Source organism: Streptomyces sp. NPDC090798, from assembly GCF_044768965.1.
In the GTDB taxonomy this organism is placed as follows: domain Bacteria; phylum Actinomycetota; class Actinomycetes; order Streptomycetales; family Streptomycetaceae; genus Streptomyces.
Genome location: NZ_JBIVXA010000009.1, coordinates 230,002 through 248,018, shown reverse-complemented (window position 1 = coordinate 248,018; position 18,017 = coordinate 230,002). Strand labels below are relative to the sequence as shown.

Here is an 18,017-nt window from a genome sequence, read left to right as displayed (position 1 = left end):
CGACCGCCGGTCGGCGTGGTGGGGCCAGGAGAGGCGTCCCCCTCCGCAAGGGGGCGCGGCGCTTCACACACAGCCGGGCCGTACCGTCCGCCCCGTCACGCCCCGGCGCCGGGCACCCGAAGCGCGGGGGCTCAGCCGCGTACGCCCCGTAGTGCCATACCCACCGCGGCGTCCGTGATCGCGCCGGGCTCCTCCGCGGCCCCCAGTTCGATCCGCCGGACCGCCGCGTCGACCACGCCCTGAAGGAGCATCGCGGCCAGCCGAGGCTCGGCGTGGCCCATCTGCCGCAGCGCGTCGCCGATCATCGTGACCAGCCCGCCGTGCGCAGCGCGGATCTTCTCCCGGGCTCCGGCATCGAGCTCACTCGCGGAGATGGCCACGACAGCCCGGTGCCGCCGGTCCCCGACCAGCGCCAACTGCTGCCGGACGTACGCCTCGACCTTGTCCTCGGGCCCGTCCGCCGCGGCCATCGCCGCCGAGACCTCCGCGGCCCAGACCGGAAAGTCCACCTCGCACAGCTCTTCGACCACGGCCGCCCGGGACCGGAAGTACTCGTACACGGAGGACCGCGCGAGCCCCGTCCGCTCGGCGAGAGCCGGGAAGGTCAGCGCCTCCGTCCCGCCCTCGGACAGCAGGGACCGGGCCGCGTCCAGCAGGGCGGCTCGCTGCATCGACCGGTGCTCGGCCACGGAGGCCGCTCGAATCCTTGGCACGCCCTCCACTTTACGGACGGACCGCCCGGGACGGCAGTCACTCGCACACTCGAAAGGAACGCGCCAGCGAGGGAGGGTGACCAGGCAGGGACGATTCAGCAGCTTGCCCCGCTCGAGGTCAGCGCCCGAAACTCGCCAGCTTGGCGCGCAGCTGCAGCACCGACTTGGTGTGGATCTGACTCACCCGGCTCTCCGTCACTCCCAGCACGTTCCCGATCTCCGCGAGTGTCAGGCCCTCGTAGTAGTAGAGCGTGACCACGGTCTTCTCCCGTTCCGGCAGCGTGTTGATCGCCCGTGCCAGAAACCTCCGCAGCTCCCGGTCCTCGGCGACCTCCACCGGATTGTCCGCCGCGGTGTCCTCCAGCGTGTCCATCAGACTCAGCCGGCCACCGCCCTCACCGCCGACGTGCAGCAGCTCCTCCAGCGCCACCACGTTGGCCAGCGACAACTGGCTGAAGACCGCGTGGAGTTCTTCCACCCCGATCCCCATCTCGGAGGCCACCTCACCCTCGGACGGCGTCCGCCGCAGCCGCGCCTCGAGCGTCGCGTACGCCCGCTCCACATTGCGCGCCTTCTGCCGCACCGACCGGGGGATCCAGTCCAGCGCCCGCAACTCGTCGATCATCGCGCCCCGGATCCGCGTGATCGCGTATGTCTCGAACTTGATCTCCCGCTCGATGTCGAACTTCTCGATCGCGTCGATCAGCCCGAACACCCCCGACGAGACGAAGTCGGCCTGCTCCACATTGGCCGGCAGACCCACGCTCACCCGCCCCGCGACGTACTTCACCAGCGGCGAGTAGTGCAGGATCAGCTGCTCGCGCAGCCGCTCGTCCCCCGTCGCCTTGTACGACCGCCACAGCTCGTCGAGCGTCGAGGGAGCGGGCGGGCGCACGCTACCGCCGTCGCGGGCGGCTGGGGGGATCGCCGCCCGATCGGACCCGGAGGTGTGCTGGGGCATTCGTCGCCTTGTGCCGTTCTGCCGTGAACTGGGGGTACCTGGGTGAGCTGTCGCGCTGATGTCGAGTTGCCTGTCCTGCGTCGGAATCCACGTGAGCGTAGCGTGACTGGAGCGTCGCAGTGCGCGAAGGGGAGCGGATCAGTCGTGCGCAGATACGTTCCGCTGTGCGCCCCTCGGGGGCCTGTCCGTCGCCCTCCGTGATCATCGATAGACATCAACTGCGGGAATTACCACGGCTGTCGGCGTTCGCCCGGACGGCCGAACACGCTCGGTCAACACCCGCGACGATCACCGCGGACCGAGATCATTGCCTGGCGTGTCAACTTCCAGCCGTCGCCGTGTCGTTCGACGAAACCAAGTGATCGGAGTTCGTACAGCCTCCCGACCGCGTCGTCCGTGGTGGTCCCCGCCCCACGGGCGATGTCCTCCGCCCCCGCCAGACCGCGCGCCGGCAGCGCGGCCAGCACCCGTCCGGCGCCCGGATCCAGCAGGTCGCGCGGGAGCACGGGCCCGCGCCGGTCCGGGGCCAGCTCACCGATGTCGCCCACCAGTTCGGCGACGTCCGCGGCGTCCGTGACCAGGACCGCTTCTCCGCGCAGCAGCTCGTGCACCCCGGCCGACAGGCCGCTGGTGACGGGGCCAGGCACCCCCATCGCGAACCGCCCGAGCCGCTGCGCCGCCCGCGCCGTGACCAGCGCGCCGCTGCGGTACGCGGCCTCGACGACCACGGTCCCCCGGGTGAGCGCGGCGATGACCCGGTTCCTGAGGATGAATCTGCTCGGCGTGGGATGGTCGCCGGGCGGCAACTCCCCCACGACCAGACCCTGTTCGGCGATCCTGGTGATCAACTCGGTGTGTCCGCGCGGATAGGGCCGGTCGACTCCGCAGGCCAGCACCGCGACGGTGGCGCCGCCCGCTCCGAGGGCGCCCCGATGCGCGGCGCCGTCCACCCCGTAGGCGCCGCCCGACACCACGACCCAGCCCCGCTCGGCGAGCCCGGCGCCGAGTGTGGCCGCCATGTGGGCGCCGTACTCGGTACAGGCCCGCGCTCCGACCACGGCGACCGAGCGCAGCGCCCATATCCGCAGGCTGGGCCGCCCTCGTACCCACAGGCCGGTGGGACGCGTGTCGCCGAGGTCGTCGAGCTGCGCCGGCCACTCGGGGTCCCCCGGGCACACGAACCGGGTCCCGACCTCCCGCGCCGCCGCGAGGTCCCGCTCCGGATCCACCCGCTCCGCCCGGGCCCGCAGTCCCGCCCAGCGCTTGTCCGTCACTCCCCGTGGTTGCTCGCCACCCTCGACGAGCCGCCTGACCGCCTCCGTGGCACCGACCGCGCGGAGCCAGCGCCCGCAGACCTCGTCGCCCGGTTCGATCACCCGCGCGAGGAAGGCCCGCTGAAGCCTCTCGTCCTCCTGGCTCACGACAGCGCGCCGATCGCCATCGGCACCCCACGGGGGACCCCGGTGCGCAGTTGCAGGGCGAGGGCGACATCCGTAGCGCCGGGCCGGTCATGTCCCACCAGGTCCGCGACGGTCCAGGCGACACGCAGCACCCGGTCGAGGCCGCGGGCGGTCAGGGCACCTCGCTCCAGGCTCCGCTCCGCCTCGTCCATCGCACCCAAGGACGCGTACCAGCGGCTGCGCAGCTCCCGTCCCGGCACTTCGCTGTTCGTCCGCCAGGGTGTGCCCGCCAGCCGCGCGGCGGCCCGCTCCCTGGCCGCCCGTACCCGGTCGGCGACCGTCGCGGTGGATTCGCCCCGCGCACCGCGCTCGGTCAGCTCGGAGCGGGTGACGCGGTCCACCTCGACCCGCAGGTCGACGCGGTCGAGCAGCGGCCCGGAGAGCCGGGCCTGGTAGCGGCGGATCATGGAGGGCGGGCACTCGCACAGGTCGTCCCGCTGCGAGAAGCGACCGCAGGGACAGGGGTTCGCCGCCAGCACCATCAGGAACCGCGCCGGAAACCGCACCACCCCCGCGCTGCGCGCGATCACCACATGCCCCGCCTCCAGGGGCTGGCGCAGCGCGTCGAGGGCCTGGCCGCTGAATTCGGGCGTTTCGTCCAGAAAGAGCACTCCGCGGTGAGCCAGGGACACCGCGCCCGGCCGTGCGATCCCCTGGCCGCCGCCGACGAGGGCCTGCATGGTCGCCGAGTGGTGCGGGGCGCAGTAGGGAGCGATGTCGACCAGGGGTTTGCCCGGCGGCAGCAGGCCGGCGACCGAGTGGACCGCGGTGACCTCCAGGGATTCGCCCTGGGTGAGACGCGGCAGGATGGCCGGCAGCCGCTCGGCGAGCATCGTCTTGCCCGCTCCTGGGGGGCCTTCCAGGAAAAGGTGGTGGCCGCCCGCCGCCGCGACCTCCACGGCGGTCCGTGCCGAGTGCTGGCCCACGACGTCGGCGAGGTCGTGACCGTGATCGTGCTGGGCCGCGCCCATGCCGTGCATGCCGGTGGCGGCGCCCGTCCCCGGCATCCGCAGGCCCGCCATCAGCGGATCCGGTCGCCCCTGCTCTTCGGGGTCCTCCTCGGGCACCGCTTCGTCCGTGAGCACCGCGATCAGCTGGCGCAGACTGCGCACCCCGAGCACCGAGATCCCCGGTACGAGCGAGGCCTCGGCCGCCGCGCACTCGGGCACCACCACCTGCTCGTACCCGGCGTCCGCTGCGGCCAGGACCGCGGGCAGCACGCCACGCACCGGCCGTACGCGTCCGTCGAGGCCCAGCTCGCCGATCATCACGATGTCGCAGAGCACCCGGGGATCGATGCGCTCGGCGGCTCCCAGCACCGCGCAGGCGACGGCCAGGTCGAAGCCGCTGCCGCCCTTGGGTACGGATGCCGGGCTCAGGCCGACCGTGAGCTTCTTCTGGGGCCACGCCGAGCCGGAGTTCACCACCGCCGCCCTGACCCGGTCCTTGCTCTCGGTCAGGCTCTTGTCGGGCAGGCCGACCAGGGTGAAGGCCGCGACGCCCGGCTCCAGGTCCGCCTGGACCTCGACGACCACGCCCTCGACGCCCACGAGGGCCACCGCACAGGTGCGTGCGAATCCCATCAGGCCACCCCCCGCGCGTGCTCGACCACGGGGGCGCCGCGGTCGGGGAGGACGACGCCGATCAGATCGATGCGGACGCCGCCGGGTGGTGCCCCGCCGTGTTCCTGGAGCCAGCGTTCGGCCAGGCCGCGCAGGCGCTGCGCCTTGGCCGGGGTGACGGCCGCCATCGGGTGCTCGAAGGCCCCCGACTTGCGCGTCTTGACCTCGCAGACGACGAGCGCGTCGCCGTCACTGGCCACGATGTCGATCTCGCCGGTCCTGCCGCCGCGCCAGTTGCGCGCCAGGACCGTCATCCCGGTCTCGGTCAGCCGCCGTGCGGCCAGATCCTCGCCGTACCTGCCCAGTGCGTTGCGTGCCTCGGGTGTGTTCATGTCGGCACCACCTCCGGCGCCAACACTGAGGCCACTTCGACCGGCTATTGGATCTTGGTGGACAAGCGGCCGACTGTGGACAGCTCCCTCACCCACACGAGGGTTCGTGACCCGTCATCGGCCGCCCGTCATCGGCCGCCCGTCCTCGACCACCCGTCATCAGCCGCCCGGCAGCTCCAGATCGCTCTTGTTCAGCTCCTCGATATTCACGTCCTTGAACGTGAGGACACGCACCTGCTTCACGAAACGAGCAGGTCGGTACATGTCCCACACCCAGGCATCCGCCATGGACACCTCGAAGAACACCTCGCCCTGGACCGAGTGCACCTGCATCTCGTAGTCGTTGGTGAGGTAGAAGCGCCGTTCGGTCTCGATCACATATTTGAACAGACCGACGACATCGCGGTACTCCCGATAGAGCTTCAGCTCCATCTCGGTCTCGTACTTCTCGAGGTCCTCGGCGCTCATGGCATGTTCCCCTTCAGCCGTGCGTCCCCCTATTGTGCGCCAGCCCCGCGAGCCTCTAGACGATTTCGGTGTCGAGGATCTCGGGCCTGGCCGGAGGACCCTCGTCGAGCAGCCTGCGCAGCAGCCCGGCGAGTCTGGTCGGATACACCGTCTCATGTGCCTCGGTCAGTTCCCGGCACGTCCACCAGCGCGCTCCGGCGACACTGCGCCGTTCCAGCTCCGTCAGCCCGGCGGCGACGGTTCCCTTCTGGGTCGTACGGGCAAGGAAGTACCACTCGTCCTGGTCCCAGCGCCGCCCCGCGAACGGGAACGAACAGCTCCGCTGCCACAGCACCGGGCCCAGTTCGACCTCGGTGATGCCGGTCTCCTCGTGGAGTTCCCGCAGTGCGGCCTCCTCGCGCGTCTCGTCGCCCTCGAGGCCCCCGCCGGGCGTGAACCACCAGTCGTCCGCCGGATCGTCCGGCTCGTGACCGTGCAGCAGCAGAATGCGGTCCTGCTCGTCGAGCAGCACGACCCGGGCCACCTTCCGGGGCCCGCCGCCGCTGGAGTCCTCGACCGAACCCCCGTCCGATGCGTCAGGCGGCACCGGCGAGCTCCGTGCGCGTCCGGCCGCGCCGGCTCAGCCGCGTGGCGATCGGCCCGTACGCCGCGCCGCCCAGCACCAGCACCGCCCCGACCACGATGGCGGTCAGGACCAGCCGCAGCGGCCCGGGCGACGAGATCCCGCCCAGCTTCTCGAAGCCCGTGGGGCGCGCCAGCATGCCGTTCATCGGCCAGGCGATGGCGTCCACCCGGGCCTTCACCGCACTGCGCGCGACGGTGCCGTTGAAGGCCTCGGTGAGGTGGGCCGTGGAGTCCAGTGAGCCGCTGCGCTCGTCGCCGAGCAGGAAGAGGCGGTCCTTGGGTACCTCGACGGTCGGGATCTTGGTCGACTCCGCGGCCTGGCCCTTGGCGAGATACGGTTCGTCGATCTGCTTGCCGTTGACGGTCAGCTTGCCGTTCGTGCAGCAGGCGACCGTGTCACCGCCGACCGCGACGACCCGCTTGACGAGGAGCATGTCGCCCCAGCTCTTCTGCTTGAAGACGATGACATCGCCGCGCTTGATGTCACTGCCGTCGATCCGCTGGGCCAAAATGCGATCGCCCGCCTTGATGGTCGGCACCATCGACTCGGTCGGCACGGTGTACGGCTGGTATTCGATCGCGCCCCAGGCGAAGCCGCCGAGAAAGAGCACACAGCCGAGGGCCACGGCCAGCCCCGACAGCACGCTGCCGAGCCGCCCGCGGCCCTCGTCCGTACGACCTGATGTCCTGCTCATCCCAGTGCTCCCCAACTCGGAGAATCGATCCCACGGCCCGACCTGCGGGCCGCGGAAGATCGGCGATCTGGGACGGCACCCTACCCGGCGGTACCCCGACCAGAAACCCTCGGGTTTCCGGCGGTAAGGCGACGCCTGCGCCACAGCACCAGCGGCACCGCGCCGGCCAGTCCGAGCGCGCCCGGAGCGGCGGCGCTGAGGTTCTGGTCGAAGGTGTCGGGAATGGGCAGCGTGTCCCAGCGGGTGGGCGGCCAGGCGATCACGATGGCGCGGCCGACGACATTGCCCACCGGCACGAAGCCCTGGTGCGCGTCCTGCTGGTGATAGCGCGAGTCCAGCGAGTTCTGCCGGTGGTCACCCATGACCCAGATTTTGCCCTTGGGTACCGTCACCTTGAACTGGCCGCCCTGGTCGTCGACGCTGCACGGGGTGTTCCCGGCGTAGACGTACGAATCCTCGTTCAGTGCCTTGCCGTTGACCTTCAGCGGGCCGGTGCCCTTGCACTCGATCGTGTCACCGGCGACACCGACGACCCGCTTGATGAGGTCCTTCTCGTTGGCGGACGGCATCAGGCCGATCTTGCTGAGGAACGTCTGCACGGCGTTCGGGTTGGGCGTCGGCTCGCCCGCCAGCCAGTTGTCGGGGTCATGGAAGACGACCACCTCGCCGCGCGAGGGCTCCGAACCGAACCACGGGGTGAGCTTGTCGACCAGGACCCGGTCGCCCTGCTGAAGGGTGTTCTGCATCGAGTCCGAGGGAATCGAGAACGCCTGGACCAGGAAGGTCTTGATCAGCAGCGCGAGAACGAGCGCGATACCGATGAGGAGCGGGAGCTCCTTCCAGAAGGAACGTGGCTTCTTCGGCTTCGGCTCCTGCTCGCCCTGCTCCTTCGTACCGCCGCCGCCGTCCCCGGAGTCACTCCCGGAGCCCATGACGTCGTTCGTGGCCGGGGTGGCCGATCCGTCGGGTCGCTCCGGCTGCTCCTCGGGGCCATCGTGTCCGGATCGTGCGCCGACCGCCAAATCCCCCACATCCACTCCTCACTCCGTGCCGCCGCCTGCGCCGGATCCGGCGCAGGCCCACCACTCCCATAACGAGCGGGAGTTCCGCAGGGCTCGGGAGCGGGATCAATCGATTGAGATCCGCGGACGCCACCCTATGCGACTGGCCGAGGGCGGTTGCCGACCCGCTCGGTACGGACGCGAACGTGTCCGGTTCCTTCAGGCGGGCCCAGTGCCCGAAGGGCCACGCGATGACCATGGCTCTGCCGACGACCGAGCTCTCGGAGACGGTACCGCCGTATTTCTCGGTGCGGTGGTAGCGGGAGTCGGCGGAGTTGGCCCGGTGGTCGCCCATCACCCAGAGACGGCCCTTGGGCACGGTCTCTTCGAAGGAGAAGTCCGACGGCTTGTTCCCGGGTTGGATGTACGGCTCGTTGAGCGGCATGCCGTTGACGGTCACGCGCCCTTGGGCGTCGCAGCACTTCACGGTGTCGCCGCCGACCGCGACGACCCGCTTGATGAGGTCCTTGTCGTTGTCGGAGGGCAGCAGACCGATGGCCGTCAGGCCCTCTTTGACCTGCTTGACGACGACGGGGTCGTTCTTCTTGGTGGTCTTCTCGCCGTCCAGCCAGTTGCCGGGGTCCTTGAAGACGACGACGTCGCCGCGCTGGGGCTTGGAGCCGAACCATGGCGTGAACTTGTCGACGAGCACACGGTCGCCGATCTGGATCGTGTTCTCCATGGAGCCCGACGGGATGACGAAGGCCTGGACGAGGAAGGTCTTGAGGACCAGGGCTATGAGCACCGCGACGCCCACGAGGAGAGGTATCTCCTTGATCGCGGAGCGCCGTCGGCGCCGCTTGACCTTGCGCTGGAGCTTGCGGCGCTCGGCACGGCCGGGCCGTACGGCACCGCCGGCGGCGCGCCGGGTACCGGTGGGCAGCAGGTTGTCGGCGGCGTGGTCGGAGACCCCGCGCGGCCTGCCACGGTTACCCATGGGCACCGTCCGCGGTAGGCACACGCGCGTAGGCGGCGGCACGCCGCAGCCGGGTCCAGCGGCCCGCGGGCCAGGTGATCCAGTCGGCCCTGCCGATCACATCACCGACGGGGATCATGCCGCCGCCGGGAGACCCCAGGTGGTCGCGGGAGTCGCTCGAGTCGCTGCGGTGGTCACCGAGGAGGAACAGGCTGCCGGTGGGCACCATGACGTCGAAGGAGACGTCGGACGGGCTGTCCCCCGGGTACAGAAACGTCGACTCGTCGACCGACCGGCCGTTCACCTCGAGCCTCCCGTCCTTGTCGCAGCAGACCACGTGGTCTCCCCCCACACCGACGACGCGTTTGACGTAGTCGGCGTTCCCGAAATACCCGGTGCCGTCGAACACGACGACATCGCCCCGTTGCGGCTCAGCCCCAAAACGGTACGCCAACTTATTTACGAGAACGCGGTCCCCGATCCTCAATCCGCGCTCCATCGAGCTGCTGGGAATCTCGAACGGCTGCATCACGAAGTTGCTGAACAGCACCAGGAACAGCAGACAGACCAGCACGGTCAGAGTGATCCGCCCGCCTGGGAGCCAGTCCGCGGCCCGGGCCACCAACGCGAAACGCGACCGTCCCTCCGGCCCGTCGGCGTCCGAGATGTCCTCGGACTCAGTGGGGCGGGAGGAGCGGTCGCGCTCCGTGTGCTGTGCTTCGGTGTCCATCGGAGCCAGATGTTATCCGGCGTCCATGTGAACCCCTTCGCGAGCTCAGTTGTCGCGCTTCTCCTTGATCTTCGCGGCCTTGCCGCGCAGGTCACGCAGGTAGTACAGCTTCGCGCGACGCACGTCACCACGGGTGACGAGCTCGATCTTCTCGACGATCGGGGTGTGCACCGGGAAGGTACGCTCGACGCCGACCGAGAAGGAGACCTTGCGGACCGTGAAGGTCTCGCGGACACCGGCGCCCTGACGGCGGATGACTACGCCCTTGAACTGCTGCACACGGGAGCGGTTGCCCTCGATGACGCGGACGTGGACGTTGACGGTGTCACCCGGGCGGAAGGCCGGGATGTCGCTGCGCAGCGACGCGCTGTCGACGGAGTCGAGCAGGTGAGACATTTCGTCTGCTTTCTTCGCTGATGCCACAGGTCATCAACGGGAGCTAGTTTTCCAAGAGGGTGCTGCCGCGTCGGGGCGGGCGTCGTGTCCCCCTGTGGCAGGGGCGCCCGGTCTACGCAGACAACAGCGGCCTATTCTTCCACGGCCTCTGGTCTGCGCCAAAATCGACCGTCTGGTTCCGGCTGCCAGCCCAGGATCGAGAGCATTTCGCGGTCCTTCTTGTCGAAGACGGAAGGGTCGCAGCGCTCGATGAGGTCGGGCCGGTTCGCCGTCGTGCGGCGCAGGGCCTCGTCGCGGCGCCAGCGGGCGATCTTCCCGTGGTGGCCGCTGACCAGCACTGCGGGGATCTCACGGCCACGCCACGCCGGGGGCTTGGTGTAGACGGGCCCTTCCAGGAGGTTGGCCATGGCTCCGGGGGCGAACGAGTCGTCCCGGTGGGACTCGGCGTTGCCGAGAACACCCGGCAGCAGCCGCGCCACGGCCTCCGTGACGACGAGTACGGCCGCCTCTCCGCCGGCGAGGACGTAGTCGCCGATGGACACCTCGTAGACGGGCATCCGGGTCGCATATTCGTCGATGACCCTACGGTCGATGCCCTCGTAGCGGGCGGGCGTGAAGACCAGCCAGGGGCGCTCGGAGAGCTCGACGGCGAGTTCCTGGGTGAAGGGGCGTCCGCTCGGCGTGGGCACGACCAGGACGGGCCCGTGGGAGCCGGTCTCGTAGCCGTCGGCCAGGACGGAGTCCAGGGCGTCGCCCCAGGGCTCGGTCTTCATCACCATGCCGGGGCCGCCGCCGTACGGGGTGTCGTCGACCGTGTTGTGGCGGTCGTACGTCCACTCCCGAAGATCATGCACGTGCACATTCAGCTGCCCACGCGCGCGTGCCTTGCCGACGAGCGAGACGTTGAGCGGTTCCAGGTACTCGGGGAAGATCGTGACGACGTCGAGCCGCATCAGGCGTCGGCCCCCGAGGAGTCCTCGTCGTCCTTGGCCGAGGCGTTTTCCGCGTCCCTGGAGGAGACGATTTCCGCCTGGTCGTCGATCAGGCCCGGCGGCGGGTCGATGACGGCCCGCTGCTCCTCCAGGTCGATCTCGGTGACGATCTCCTCGACGAACGGGATCATGACCTCACTCCCGTCGGGCCGCTCGACCACGAACAGGTCCTGCGAGGGCAGATGGGAGATCTCCGTGATCCGTCCGACCTCCGCCCCGTCCTTGGTGACCACGTCCAGGTCCATCAGCTGGTGGTCGTAGTACTCGTCCGGGTCCTCCGGCGTCTGGTCCGGGTCCACCTCGGCGATCAGGAGGGTGTTGCGCAGCGCCTCGGCGGCGTTCCGGTCGCGTACGCCTGCGAAGCGCAGCAGCAGACGGCCGCTGTGCACCCGGCCGGTCTCGATGGTCAGCGGTCCGGCGGAGGCCGGATCGGTGAGCAGGACGGCGCCGGGCCCGAGCCTGAGTTCCGGCTCGTCCGTGCGGACCTCCACGGTGACCTCGCCCTTGATGCCGTGGGCGCGGCCGACGCGAGCGACTACCAGCTGCACTGTGCTTGATCTCCTGTCGATGTGCCTACGGCATGGGTTCGTAGACGACTACGGGCCGGGGACGGCTCGAAAGCCCTCCCCGGCCCGAGCCGGTGCTGCCTGTTACGTCAGCGGACGTGGTCCACGTCGACGAGGTCGACGCGGACACCTCGGCCGCCGATGGCACCCACGACGGTCCGCAGAGCGCGGGCGGTACGGCCGTTGCGGCCGATCACCTTACCGAGGTCGTCGGGGTGCACCCGGACCTCGAGAACGCGCCCACGGCGCAGGTCGCGCGAGGCGACCTGCACATCGTCGGGGTTGTCGACAATGCCCTTCACGAGGTGCTCGAGAGCCTCCTCGAGCATGCTCAGGCCTCGGTCGACTCAGACGAAGAAGACGCGGCCGGGGCCTCGTCCTTCTTCTCAGCCTTCTTCTTCTGGGTGATGGCCTCACCCTTGCCCTCGTCGCCGCCCAGGGCGTCGAACGACGGGCGCGTCGCCTTCGGCTCGGCCACGAGCAGCGGAGCAGGGGCGGGCTCGCCCTTGAACTTCTGCCAGTCGCCGGTCAGCTTCAGGATGGCGAGAACGGGCTCGGTCGGCTGCGCGCCGACACCCAGCCAGTACTGCGCACGGTCCGAGTCGACCTCGATGCGCGAAGGGTTCTGCACCGGGTGGTACAGACCGATCTCCTCGATGGCCCGACCATCACGGCGGGTACGGGAGTCGGCGACGACGATGCGGTAGTGAGGCGAACGGATCTTGCCCAGACGCTTCAGCTTGATCTTGACTGCCACGGAAGTGGTGTCTCCTGGTCTTGACGTGGTTGGGCACGGCGAGATGGCCGCGTGGGGTTGCGGTACCCGAGTGCCCGATGGACGCGTCAGCCGGAGGAGAGAGGGGTCCTGTGCGGCTGTCGAGTACAGCTAGCCATTGTGCCACACCCTGGCGGGTCGCCTTCACGGGGCAGCGTACGGTGACCCCCGGCGCCGGATGCCCGGCGCCGGGGGTCGTGGCCGAGATCGGCAGCGCGCCCGGCGCGGACCGGGTGCCGCCGCGCGGGGCTGACTGCGACTGAGTACGGCTGCCACGAGCAGCCGTCCGCTCAGCTCGCCGCGGCGCCCACGACCTCGGGGATGCGGAACGGCTTCCCGCATCCTCCGCACACGATCGGCGCCTGCGCCAGCACGGACGGGACGACCCGGACGTTGCGGCCGCAGTCGCAGACCGCCTTGACGCGGACTCCTCCCCCGGAAGAGCCGTGCCGGGCGGCCGGGCCCCGGAACGAGCGGGCCGTGTCCGCGGCGGTCGCGGCGGTGTGTGCCTTGAGGGCGCGCTGCAGCCGCTCGATCGTCGGGCGGTAGCGCCGCTTCGCCTCGGGGTTGAGCGTGACCAGGGAGAAGCCACTGCTGGGATGCGGCTCCTCCGGGTGGTCGAGGCCCAGCTCTTCGGCGATGGCGAGGAATCTGCGGTTGTGGTATCGGCCGGCCCGCGAAGTGTCGCGGACTCCGCGGGCGGCGGCGATGCCATGGACTGCCTCATGCAGCAGTCGTTCGAAGGAGAGTTCGTGCCCGCAGGCAGACGACGACTCTCCGATCAGGGACTCTGGCGCGGCAAGATCGGGCAGTTCGGGGTGGTGCCGCTGAATGTCGGCCCACGCCCCTGCCAGCTCTGCGGCGAGAACAGGTGGTGTCGTGCTCACGTAATGACAACGAGCCGGGGGGCCTCTGTGTTCCTATTACGGGGCATCCCAAATAATTTGCACGTACCCGTCAGTTGCCGCTGATGCGTCCGGACGAGGGCGGGTGCGCTGATCTGCGGAGAAGCCTCACAGCTCACACCAAGCTGGTACGTAGTAACGCGTACGCCCCGGCGCGTAGACGGTGTCCGCGCGCCGGGGCCCCTGTGGTCATCAGATGCGCAAGAGGCGTTTCGGCCTCGCTGGCGGCCTACTCAGTAAGCGCGCGCGACGACCGCGACGTTACCGGGTGCGTCATCGGCGTCGGGCACCGACCCGTCCTCGGCGACCAGACACCGTACCGTCACGGAGTGCTCGGCGAGCTCGGCCTCGCCCTCTTCCCCGAGGTCGGCCCACGGAATGCGCGCCCAGCCGCCCGCGGCGGCCGTCTCGACGGCCTCCTGGATCGTCGACACCTCCGACGTGCGGGACTCCCGGCGCTCACGCGACTGCTTCAGAAGCAGCGCCTGGTCCTCTTCGAGGACGGTGGGGAGCAGTTCCACCAGAGCGTCGATGGCGACCGGCTCCTTGCCGCCGGGGATACGGCGGACCAGCATCGCTGTGCCGTTCTCCAGGTCACGGGGCCCGACCTCGACGCGGACGGGGACGCCCTTGAGTTCCCAGTCGACGGCGCGCCGCCCGAACGGGACGTCGGTGCGGTCGTCCACGTGGACGCGTACACCCGCCGCCGTCAACCGGTCGCCGATTTCGCGGACCTTGGCCAGAACCGCCTCGTCGCCCTTGATCGCGAGGACGACGGCCTGGATCTGGGCGAGTCGCGGCGGGACGCGCAGTCCGTTGTCGTCGCCGTGCATCATCACCAGGGCGCCGATCATGCGGGTCGTCGAGCCCCAGGACGTCTGCCAGACCAGCTCCTGCTTGCCTTCCTTCGACAGGTACTGGGTGTTGAAGGCCTTGGCGAAGTTCTGGCCCAGCTCGTGGCTGGTGGCCATCTGGAGGGCCTTGCCGTCGCCCATCATGCCTTCGAGCGTGAGGGTGTTGATGGCACCCGCGAAGCGCTCCTTGGTGGTCTTGCGGCCGGGGACGACGTCCATGCCGAGGACGTTCAGCATGAAGTCCTCGTACACCTGGCGGTGGATGTGCGCGGCGAAGTCGCGGGCCTCCTCGTACGTGGCGTGCGCGGTGTGGCCCTCCTGCCAGAGGAACTCGGACGTGCGCAGGAAGAGGCGGGGCCGCAGCTCCCAACGGACCACGTTCGCCCACTGGTTGATCAGCAGCGGCAGGTCGCGGTAGCTCTGCACCCACTTCGAGAAGTAGTCGTTGATGATCATCTCGGAGGTGGGGCGGACGACCGCGGGCTCCTCGAGCTCCTTGCCGCCGCCGTGCGTGACCACCGCGAGCTCCGGCGCGAAGCCCTCGACGTGGTCCGCCTCCCTGGTGAGATACGACTGCGGGATCAGCAACGGGAAGTACGCGTTCTGGGTACCCGTCGCCTTGATGCGGGCGTCCATCTCCGCCTGCATCCGCTCCCACAGCCCGTACCCGTACGGTCGGATGACCATGGAGCCGCGCACCGGTCCGTTGTCGGCCAGCTCGGCCTTGGCGATCAGATCCTGGTACCAGCGCGGGAAGTCGTCCGCCCGGGGCGTGAGAACGGGTGCCTTTGCCATGGCGCGATGGTACGGGCACACGTTGCCGGCATGTGAATTCTTGTGCCGCGCGCGGACAGCGCGCAAGCAGCGCGCCACAACCCCTGGACGGCGCGACGAGTGCGGAGTTACCTGACATACGGGGGAAGAGCGAGCGCACTGCACGGGGGCAAGGGAAACGGGGCGCAGCGGCAACTCTCGGCGGATTGGGGCGCTTTCGATGACACCTACGCTCGTGCGGCATCACCTACCTCACGCGGCTGCGCCGCCCCGGGTGGATCCGTGTGCACGCGCGCGTGACTGGGCCGAGATCCAGGAGCGGATGCTGGTGCCGCTCTACGAAGCCGTCTACGAGCGGCTCGAAGTGGGCGCCGGGACGCGGGTCCTCGGCCTGCGCTGCGGTACGGGGCTGGCCCTTCTGATGGCGGCCTCCCGGGGAGCGGCGGTGACCGGCGTCGACTCCTCTTCGCCCGAACGGGTGGCCCTCGCGCGGGAACGGTTGCTGCCGGACGGGTGGGGCACACGCGCGCGTGCCGACGCACGGATCGTGGAGGGGTCCCCCTCGGACCTCGCCGACCCGGCGGCGGCCGCGTACACGCTCGTGACCGCGTTCGAGCCGATCGGACGCGCGCCGGGGGACGCCGAGGAACTCGGGGAGCTGCTGTCGGCGGCGACTCCGCTCGCAGGGCGGGGGGCGGCCGTGGTGCTGGTCGGATGGGGGCCGCCGGAGCGGTGTGCCACGTCCGCGGTGCTGCCGGGCGGCGGGGGGTGCGGGCAGGCTCCTCGCCGGGACGACCTGGAGGAGGTCGCCCAGCGGGCCGGGCTCCGGCCGGACGGGTCCGGGCGGGTGGCGTGTCCCTTCGGGTACGCGGACGTGGAGAGCGCGGTGCGGGGGTTGTTGTCGACCGGGCTGTTCGACGCGGCGGTCGGTGCGACGGATGTGGTGCAGGTCGGCAAGGAGCTGACGGAGGCGCTGCATCCGTATCAGCGGGCGGACGGCACGGTGTGGATGCCGAACGTGTTCCGGTACCTGATCGCACGCACGGGCTGAGGTCGCCGGGTCCACGCCCCCGCCGCCCCTGCCCGTCCCATCCGTACCTGGGGGCTCCGCCCCCGGACCCCCAAAAGATCGCGCAGATTCCCCGCGCCCTTCAAGGAGCGCGGGCCCCGTGGTTGGACAGGAGTCCTCACACCTCCTCCTTCTTCACGCGCGTCACGCCCGCGATCCGGTATGCCTGTGCCTCCTCCAGCGTCTCGTTCGCGAGGAGGGCCTCCGCGAGGGCGTTCAGTTGGTCCCGGTGGTCGCGGAGCTTCTGGCACGCCTCCTCGTAGCACTCGTCGACGATGCGCCGCATCTCGTGGTCGATGGAGTCGAGGGTGGCCGGCGCGGCGGACAGGCCGTAGGCCTGTTGGGCGTCGTTCGGGAGGGCGGAGAGGCGGCCGACCCGTTCGCTCATGCCCCAGCGGGCGACCATGCCGCGAACGACGTTGGTGACCTGTTCGAGGTCGTTCTCGGAGCCGGTCGTGACGACTCCGTAGACGACGTGTTCGGCGGCCATGCCCCCCAGGGCACCGATGATGCGACCGCGCAGGTACTCCTCGGTGTACGCGTACCGGTCCGCGTCCGGCGTCGAGAGCGTGACGCCCAGCGCCCGCCCGCGCGGGACGATGGTGATCTTGCGAACCGGGTCGGCGCCCGGCTGCAGCATGCCGAGGAGGGCGTGGCCGCTCTCGTGGTACGCGGTCCTGCGGCGTTCCTCGTAGGGCATCACCAGGGAGCGCTCCGCACCCAGCTGCACCTTCTCCAGCGCCTCGGAGAGGTCCGCCGGCGTCACCTGGTCCTTCTTGCGCTTGACGGCGAGCAGAGCGGCCTCGTTGGCGAGGTTGGCCAGATCCGCACCGGTCATGCCCGGTGTCGTACGGGCCACCCGGGCCAGGTCCACCTCCGGGGACAGCGGGATCTCGCGGGTGTGGATCCGCAGGATGGCCTCACGGCCACGGCGGTCGGGGGGCGAGACGTTGACGACCCGGTCGAAGCGGCCGGGCCGGGTCAGCGCCGGGTCCAGGATGTCCGCACGGTTCGTCGCCGCGATGACGATGACGCCCTCGGAGCCCGAGAAGCCGTCCATCTCGGTGAGGATCTGGTTCAGGGTCTGCTCGCGCTCGTCGTGGCCGCCCATAGCGGAGCCGCCGGCCCGGGACCGCCCGATGGTGTCGATCTCGTCGATGAAGATGATCGAAGGGGCCACTTTTCGGGCCTCGGCGAAGAGTTCCCGGACCCGGGACGCGCCCACGCCCACGATCATCTCGATGAACTCCGATGCCGAGGCCGAGAAGAACGGAACGCCCGCCTCCCCCGCCACGGCGCGTGCGAGCAGGGTCTTTCCCGTGCCGGGCGCACCCGCGAGGAGCACACCCCGCGGCATTTTCGCGCCCATCCTGCGGTACGCGTCCGGATTCTTGAGGAAGTCGACGACGTCGTTCAGTTCGCCCTCCACCTCGTCGATTCCGGCCACGTCGGCGAAGGTCGTGCGCTGGGCGCCGGGCTGCAGTTCGACCGGTTTCGGGGGTGCCTTGCGGCCGAGCATGCCGCCCGGGCCACCGATGCCCGCCCGCAGCCGCCGGGCGAAGAACATCCACAGCAGCACCAGGAACACGATCGGGGCCAGGGAGATCAGCAGGTTGGAGAGGAAGCTGCGCTGCTGGACCACCGGTGACGCGGTCACCGTGACGTGGTGTTTCTCCAGGTTCTGCCAGAGCTTGTCGTCCGCGAAGGACGGGCGCTGGGTCTTGAACTTGGTGTACTTCGCGCCGCCGTCCGGATTGGCCTGGGCGGTCTTGAGCTGGCCCTGGATCGCGTCGCCCTTGGAGTAGATCTTGGTGATGTTGTCGTTGTCGACCTGCTTGCTGAACTCCGTGTACGAGATCGTCGGCTCGTTGCCCTCGTTGAAGAAGGACAGCGCCAGGATGGCGATCACGAACACGACCACGACGGCGGCGACGAGGCCGATCCAGCCGCCGGGCATCCTCCTTCTCCCGGAGGGCGGACCGGTCGAGTCCGGTGGCGTTCCCTCGGTACGCCACGGCTGGTCAGGGTCCTTGCGCGGCGGCACAGGGTTGCTCATATTAGGACGTTACGACACGAAATAGTCGCCAGCATGCGCAGAAAATGC

Annotated in this window: 20 protein-coding genes; 1 reads left to right on the top strand and 19 read right to left on the bottom strand. The window is 70.0% G+C overall.

What is annotated here, in order from left to right:
- Positions 1-131: 131 nt before the first annotated feature.
- The 18 genes from ACIQTP_RS21565 to proS all read right to left on the bottom strand — a co-directional run bounded on the left by ACIQTP_RS21565 (position 132) and on the right by proS (position 14,865).
- Complete coding sequence (locus ACIQTP_RS21565; protein ID WP_403402021.1) at positions 132-689, bottom strand: TetR/AcrR family transcriptional regulator; 558 nt, start codon at positions 687-689, stop codon at positions 132-134.
- A gap of 142 nt (positions 690-831) precedes the next feature.
- Complete coding sequence (gene whiG / locus ACIQTP_RS21560; RefSeq protein WP_067371119.1) at positions 832-1,674, bottom strand: RNA polymerase sigma factor WhiG; 843 nt, start codon at positions 1,672-1,674, stop codon at positions 832-834.
- Between the two features lie 272 nt (positions 1,675-1,946).
- Positions 1,947-3,095: a DNA-processing protein DprA gene (gene dprA / locus ACIQTP_RS21555; protein WP_403401848.1), complete on the bottom strand. Its 1,149-nt coding sequence runs from the start codon at positions 3,093-3,095 to the stop codon at positions 1,947-1,949.
- The gene (locus tag ACIQTP_RS21550) at positions 3,092-4,717 is read right to left on the bottom strand and encodes a YifB family Mg chelatase-like AAA ATPase (protein ID WP_403401846.1); all 1,626 of its coding nucleotides are present in this window, start codon (positions 4,715-4,717) and stop codon (positions 3,092-3,094) included. The genes dprA and ACIQTP_RS21550 overlap by 4 nt, the downstream gene beginning before the upstream one ends.
- Positions 4,717-5,088: a YraN family protein gene (locus ACIQTP_RS21545; protein WP_403401844.1), complete on the bottom strand. Its 372-nt coding sequence runs from the start codon at positions 5,086-5,088 to the stop codon at positions 4,717-4,719. The genes ACIQTP_RS21550 and ACIQTP_RS21545 overlap by 1 nt, the downstream gene beginning before the upstream one ends.
- Positions 5,089-5,247: 159 nt before the next feature.
- Positions 5,248-5,556, bottom strand: coding sequence for a DUF2469 domain-containing protein (locus ACIQTP_RS21540; RefSeq protein WP_003965949.1), 309 nt, complete (start codon positions 5,554-5,556; stop codon positions 5,248-5,250).
- 55 nt (positions 5,557-5,611) lie between these two features.
- Positions 5,612-6,142, bottom strand: coding sequence for an NUDIX hydrolase (locus ACIQTP_RS21535; protein ID WP_403401843.1), 531 nt, complete (start codon positions 6,140-6,142; stop codon positions 5,612-5,614).
- Entirely contained in the window at positions 6,132-6,875 is a 744-nt protein-coding gene (gene lepB / locus ACIQTP_RS21530) for a signal peptidase I (protein ID WP_402046018.1), read from the bottom strand. Before lepB (ACIQTP_RS21530) ends, ACIQTP_RS21535 begins: the two co-directional genes overlap by 11 nt.
- Positions 6,876-6,955: 80 nt before the next feature.
- Complete coding sequence (lepB, locus tag ACIQTP_RS21525) at positions 6,956-7,906, bottom strand: signal peptidase I (protein WP_403401841.1); 951 nt, start codon at positions 7,904-7,906, stop codon at positions 6,956-6,958.
- Positions 7,791-8,873, bottom strand: a complete 1,083-nt coding sequence (gene lepB, locus ACIQTP_RS21520; RefSeq protein ID WP_403401839.1) for a signal peptidase I — start codon at positions 8,871-8,873, stop codon at positions 7,791-7,793. The genes lepB (ACIQTP_RS21525) and lepB (ACIQTP_RS21520) overlap by 116 nt, the downstream gene beginning before the upstream one ends.
- Entirely contained in the window at positions 8,866-9,582 is a 717-nt protein-coding gene (lepB, locus tag ACIQTP_RS21515) for a signal peptidase I (RefSeq protein ID WP_403401837.1), read from the bottom strand. Before lepB (ACIQTP_RS21515) ends, lepB (ACIQTP_RS21520) begins: the two co-directional genes overlap by 8 nt.
- Positions 9,583-9,627: 45 nt before the next feature.
- Positions 9,628-9,978: a 50S ribosomal protein L19 gene (gene rplS / locus ACIQTP_RS21510; RefSeq protein ID WP_054235359.1), complete on the bottom strand. Its 351-nt coding sequence runs from the start codon at positions 9,976-9,978 to the stop codon at positions 9,628-9,630.
- Positions 9,979-10,109: 131 nt separating this feature from the next.
- Positions 10,110-10,931: a tRNA (guanosine(37)-N1)-methyltransferase TrmD gene (gene trmD, locus ACIQTP_RS21505; protein WP_403401835.1), complete on the bottom strand. Its 822-nt coding sequence runs from the start codon at positions 10,929-10,931 to the stop codon at positions 10,110-10,112.
- Positions 10,931-11,518 (bottom strand): ribosome maturation factor RimM, encoded by a 588-nt coding sequence (rimM, locus tag ACIQTP_RS21500; protein ID WP_402046003.1) that lies wholly within the window; start codon positions 11,516-11,518, stop codon positions 10,931-10,933. The genes trmD and rimM overlap by 1 nt, the downstream gene beginning before the upstream one ends.
- Before the next feature lie 107 nt (positions 11,519-11,625).
- On the bottom strand, positions 11,626-11,865 hold the full coding sequence (locus ACIQTP_RS21495) for an RNA-binding protein (protein WP_005479813.1): 240 nt from the start codon (positions 11,863-11,865) through the stop codon (positions 11,626-11,628).
- Between the two features lie 2 nt (positions 11,866-11,867).
- Entirely contained in the window at positions 11,868-12,293 is a 426-nt protein-coding gene (rpsP, locus tag ACIQTP_RS21490) for a 30S ribosomal protein S16 (protein WP_403401833.1), read from the bottom strand.
- 308 nt (positions 12,294-12,601) lie between these two features.
- Positions 12,602-13,198: a hypothetical protein gene (locus ACIQTP_RS21485; RefSeq protein ID WP_054235363.1), complete on the bottom strand. Its 597-nt coding sequence runs from the start codon at positions 13,196-13,198 to the stop codon at positions 12,602-12,604.
- Positions 13,199-13,449: 251 nt separating this feature from the next.
- Positions 13,450-14,865, bottom strand: coding sequence for a proline--tRNA ligase (gene proS / locus ACIQTP_RS21480; protein ID WP_403401831.1), 1,416 nt, complete (start codon positions 14,863-14,865; stop codon positions 13,450-13,452).
- A gap of 199 nt (positions 14,866-15,064) precedes the next feature.
- On the opposite strand from proS, the gene ACIQTP_RS21475 reads away from it, so the two are divergent.
- Entirely contained in the window at positions 15,065-15,895 is an 831-nt protein-coding gene (locus ACIQTP_RS21475) for a class I SAM-dependent methyltransferase (protein WP_403401829.1), read from the top strand.
- A gap of 136 nt (positions 15,896-16,031) precedes the next feature.
- Here ACIQTP_RS21475 and ftsH read toward each other — a convergent pair whose 3' ends face one another.
- Positions 16,032-17,969, bottom strand: a complete 1,938-nt coding sequence (ftsH, locus tag ACIQTP_RS21470) for an ATP-dependent zinc metalloprotease FtsH (RefSeq protein WP_403401827.1) — start codon at positions 17,967-17,969, stop codon at positions 16,032-16,034.
- Between the last annotated feature and the right edge of the window lie 48 nt (positions 17,970-18,017).

Coding starts and splice junctions, on each gene's coding strand:
- lepB (WP_403401839.1), bottom strand. CDS start 8,873: ATGGGTAACCGTGGCAGGCCGCGCGGGGTCTCCGACCACGCCGCCGAC.
- whiG (WP_067371119.1), bottom strand. CDS start 1,674: ATGCCCCAGCACACCTCCGGGTCCGATCGGGCGGCGATCCCCCCAGCC.
- rplS (WP_054235359.1), bottom strand. CDS start 9,978: ATGTCTCACCTGCTCGACTCCGTCGACAGCGCGTCGCTGCGCAGCGAC.
- ACIQTP_RS21475 (WP_403401829.1), top strand. CDS start 15,065: ATGACACCTACGCTCGTGCGGCATCACCTACCTCACGCGGCTGCGCCG.
- lepB (WP_402046018.1), bottom strand. CDS start 6,875: ATGAGCAGGACATCAGGTCGTACGGACGAGGGCCGCGGGCGGCTCGGC.
- ACIQTP_RS21495 (WP_005479813.1), bottom strand. CDS start 11,865: ATGCTCGAGGAGGCTCTCGAGCACCTCGTGAAGGGCATTGTCGACAAC.
- proS (WP_403401831.1), bottom strand. CDS start 14,865: ATGGCAAAGGCACCCGTTCTCACGCCCCGGGCGGACGACTTCCCGCGC.
- ACIQTP_RS21545 (WP_403401844.1), bottom strand. CDS start 5,088: ATGAACACACCCGAGGCACGCAACGCACTGGGCAGGTACGGCGAGGAT.
- ACIQTP_RS21550 (WP_403401846.1), bottom strand. CDS start 4,717: ATGGGATTCGCACGCACCTGTGCGGTGGCCCTCGTGGGCGTCGAGGGC.
- ACIQTP_RS21540 (WP_003965949.1), bottom strand. CDS start 5,556: ATGAGCGCCGAGGACCTCGAGAAGTACGAGACCGAGATGGAGCTGAAG.
- ftsH (WP_403401827.1), bottom strand. CDS start 17,969: ATGAGCAACCCTGTGCCGCCGCGCAAGGACCCTGACCAGCCGTGGCGT.
- lepB (WP_403401837.1), bottom strand. CDS start 9,582: ATGGACACCGAAGCACAGCACACGGAGCGCGACCGCTCCTCCCGCCCC.
- trmD (WP_403401835.1), bottom strand. CDS start 10,931: ATGCGGCTCGACGTCGTCACGATCTTCCCCGAGTACCTGGAACCGCTC.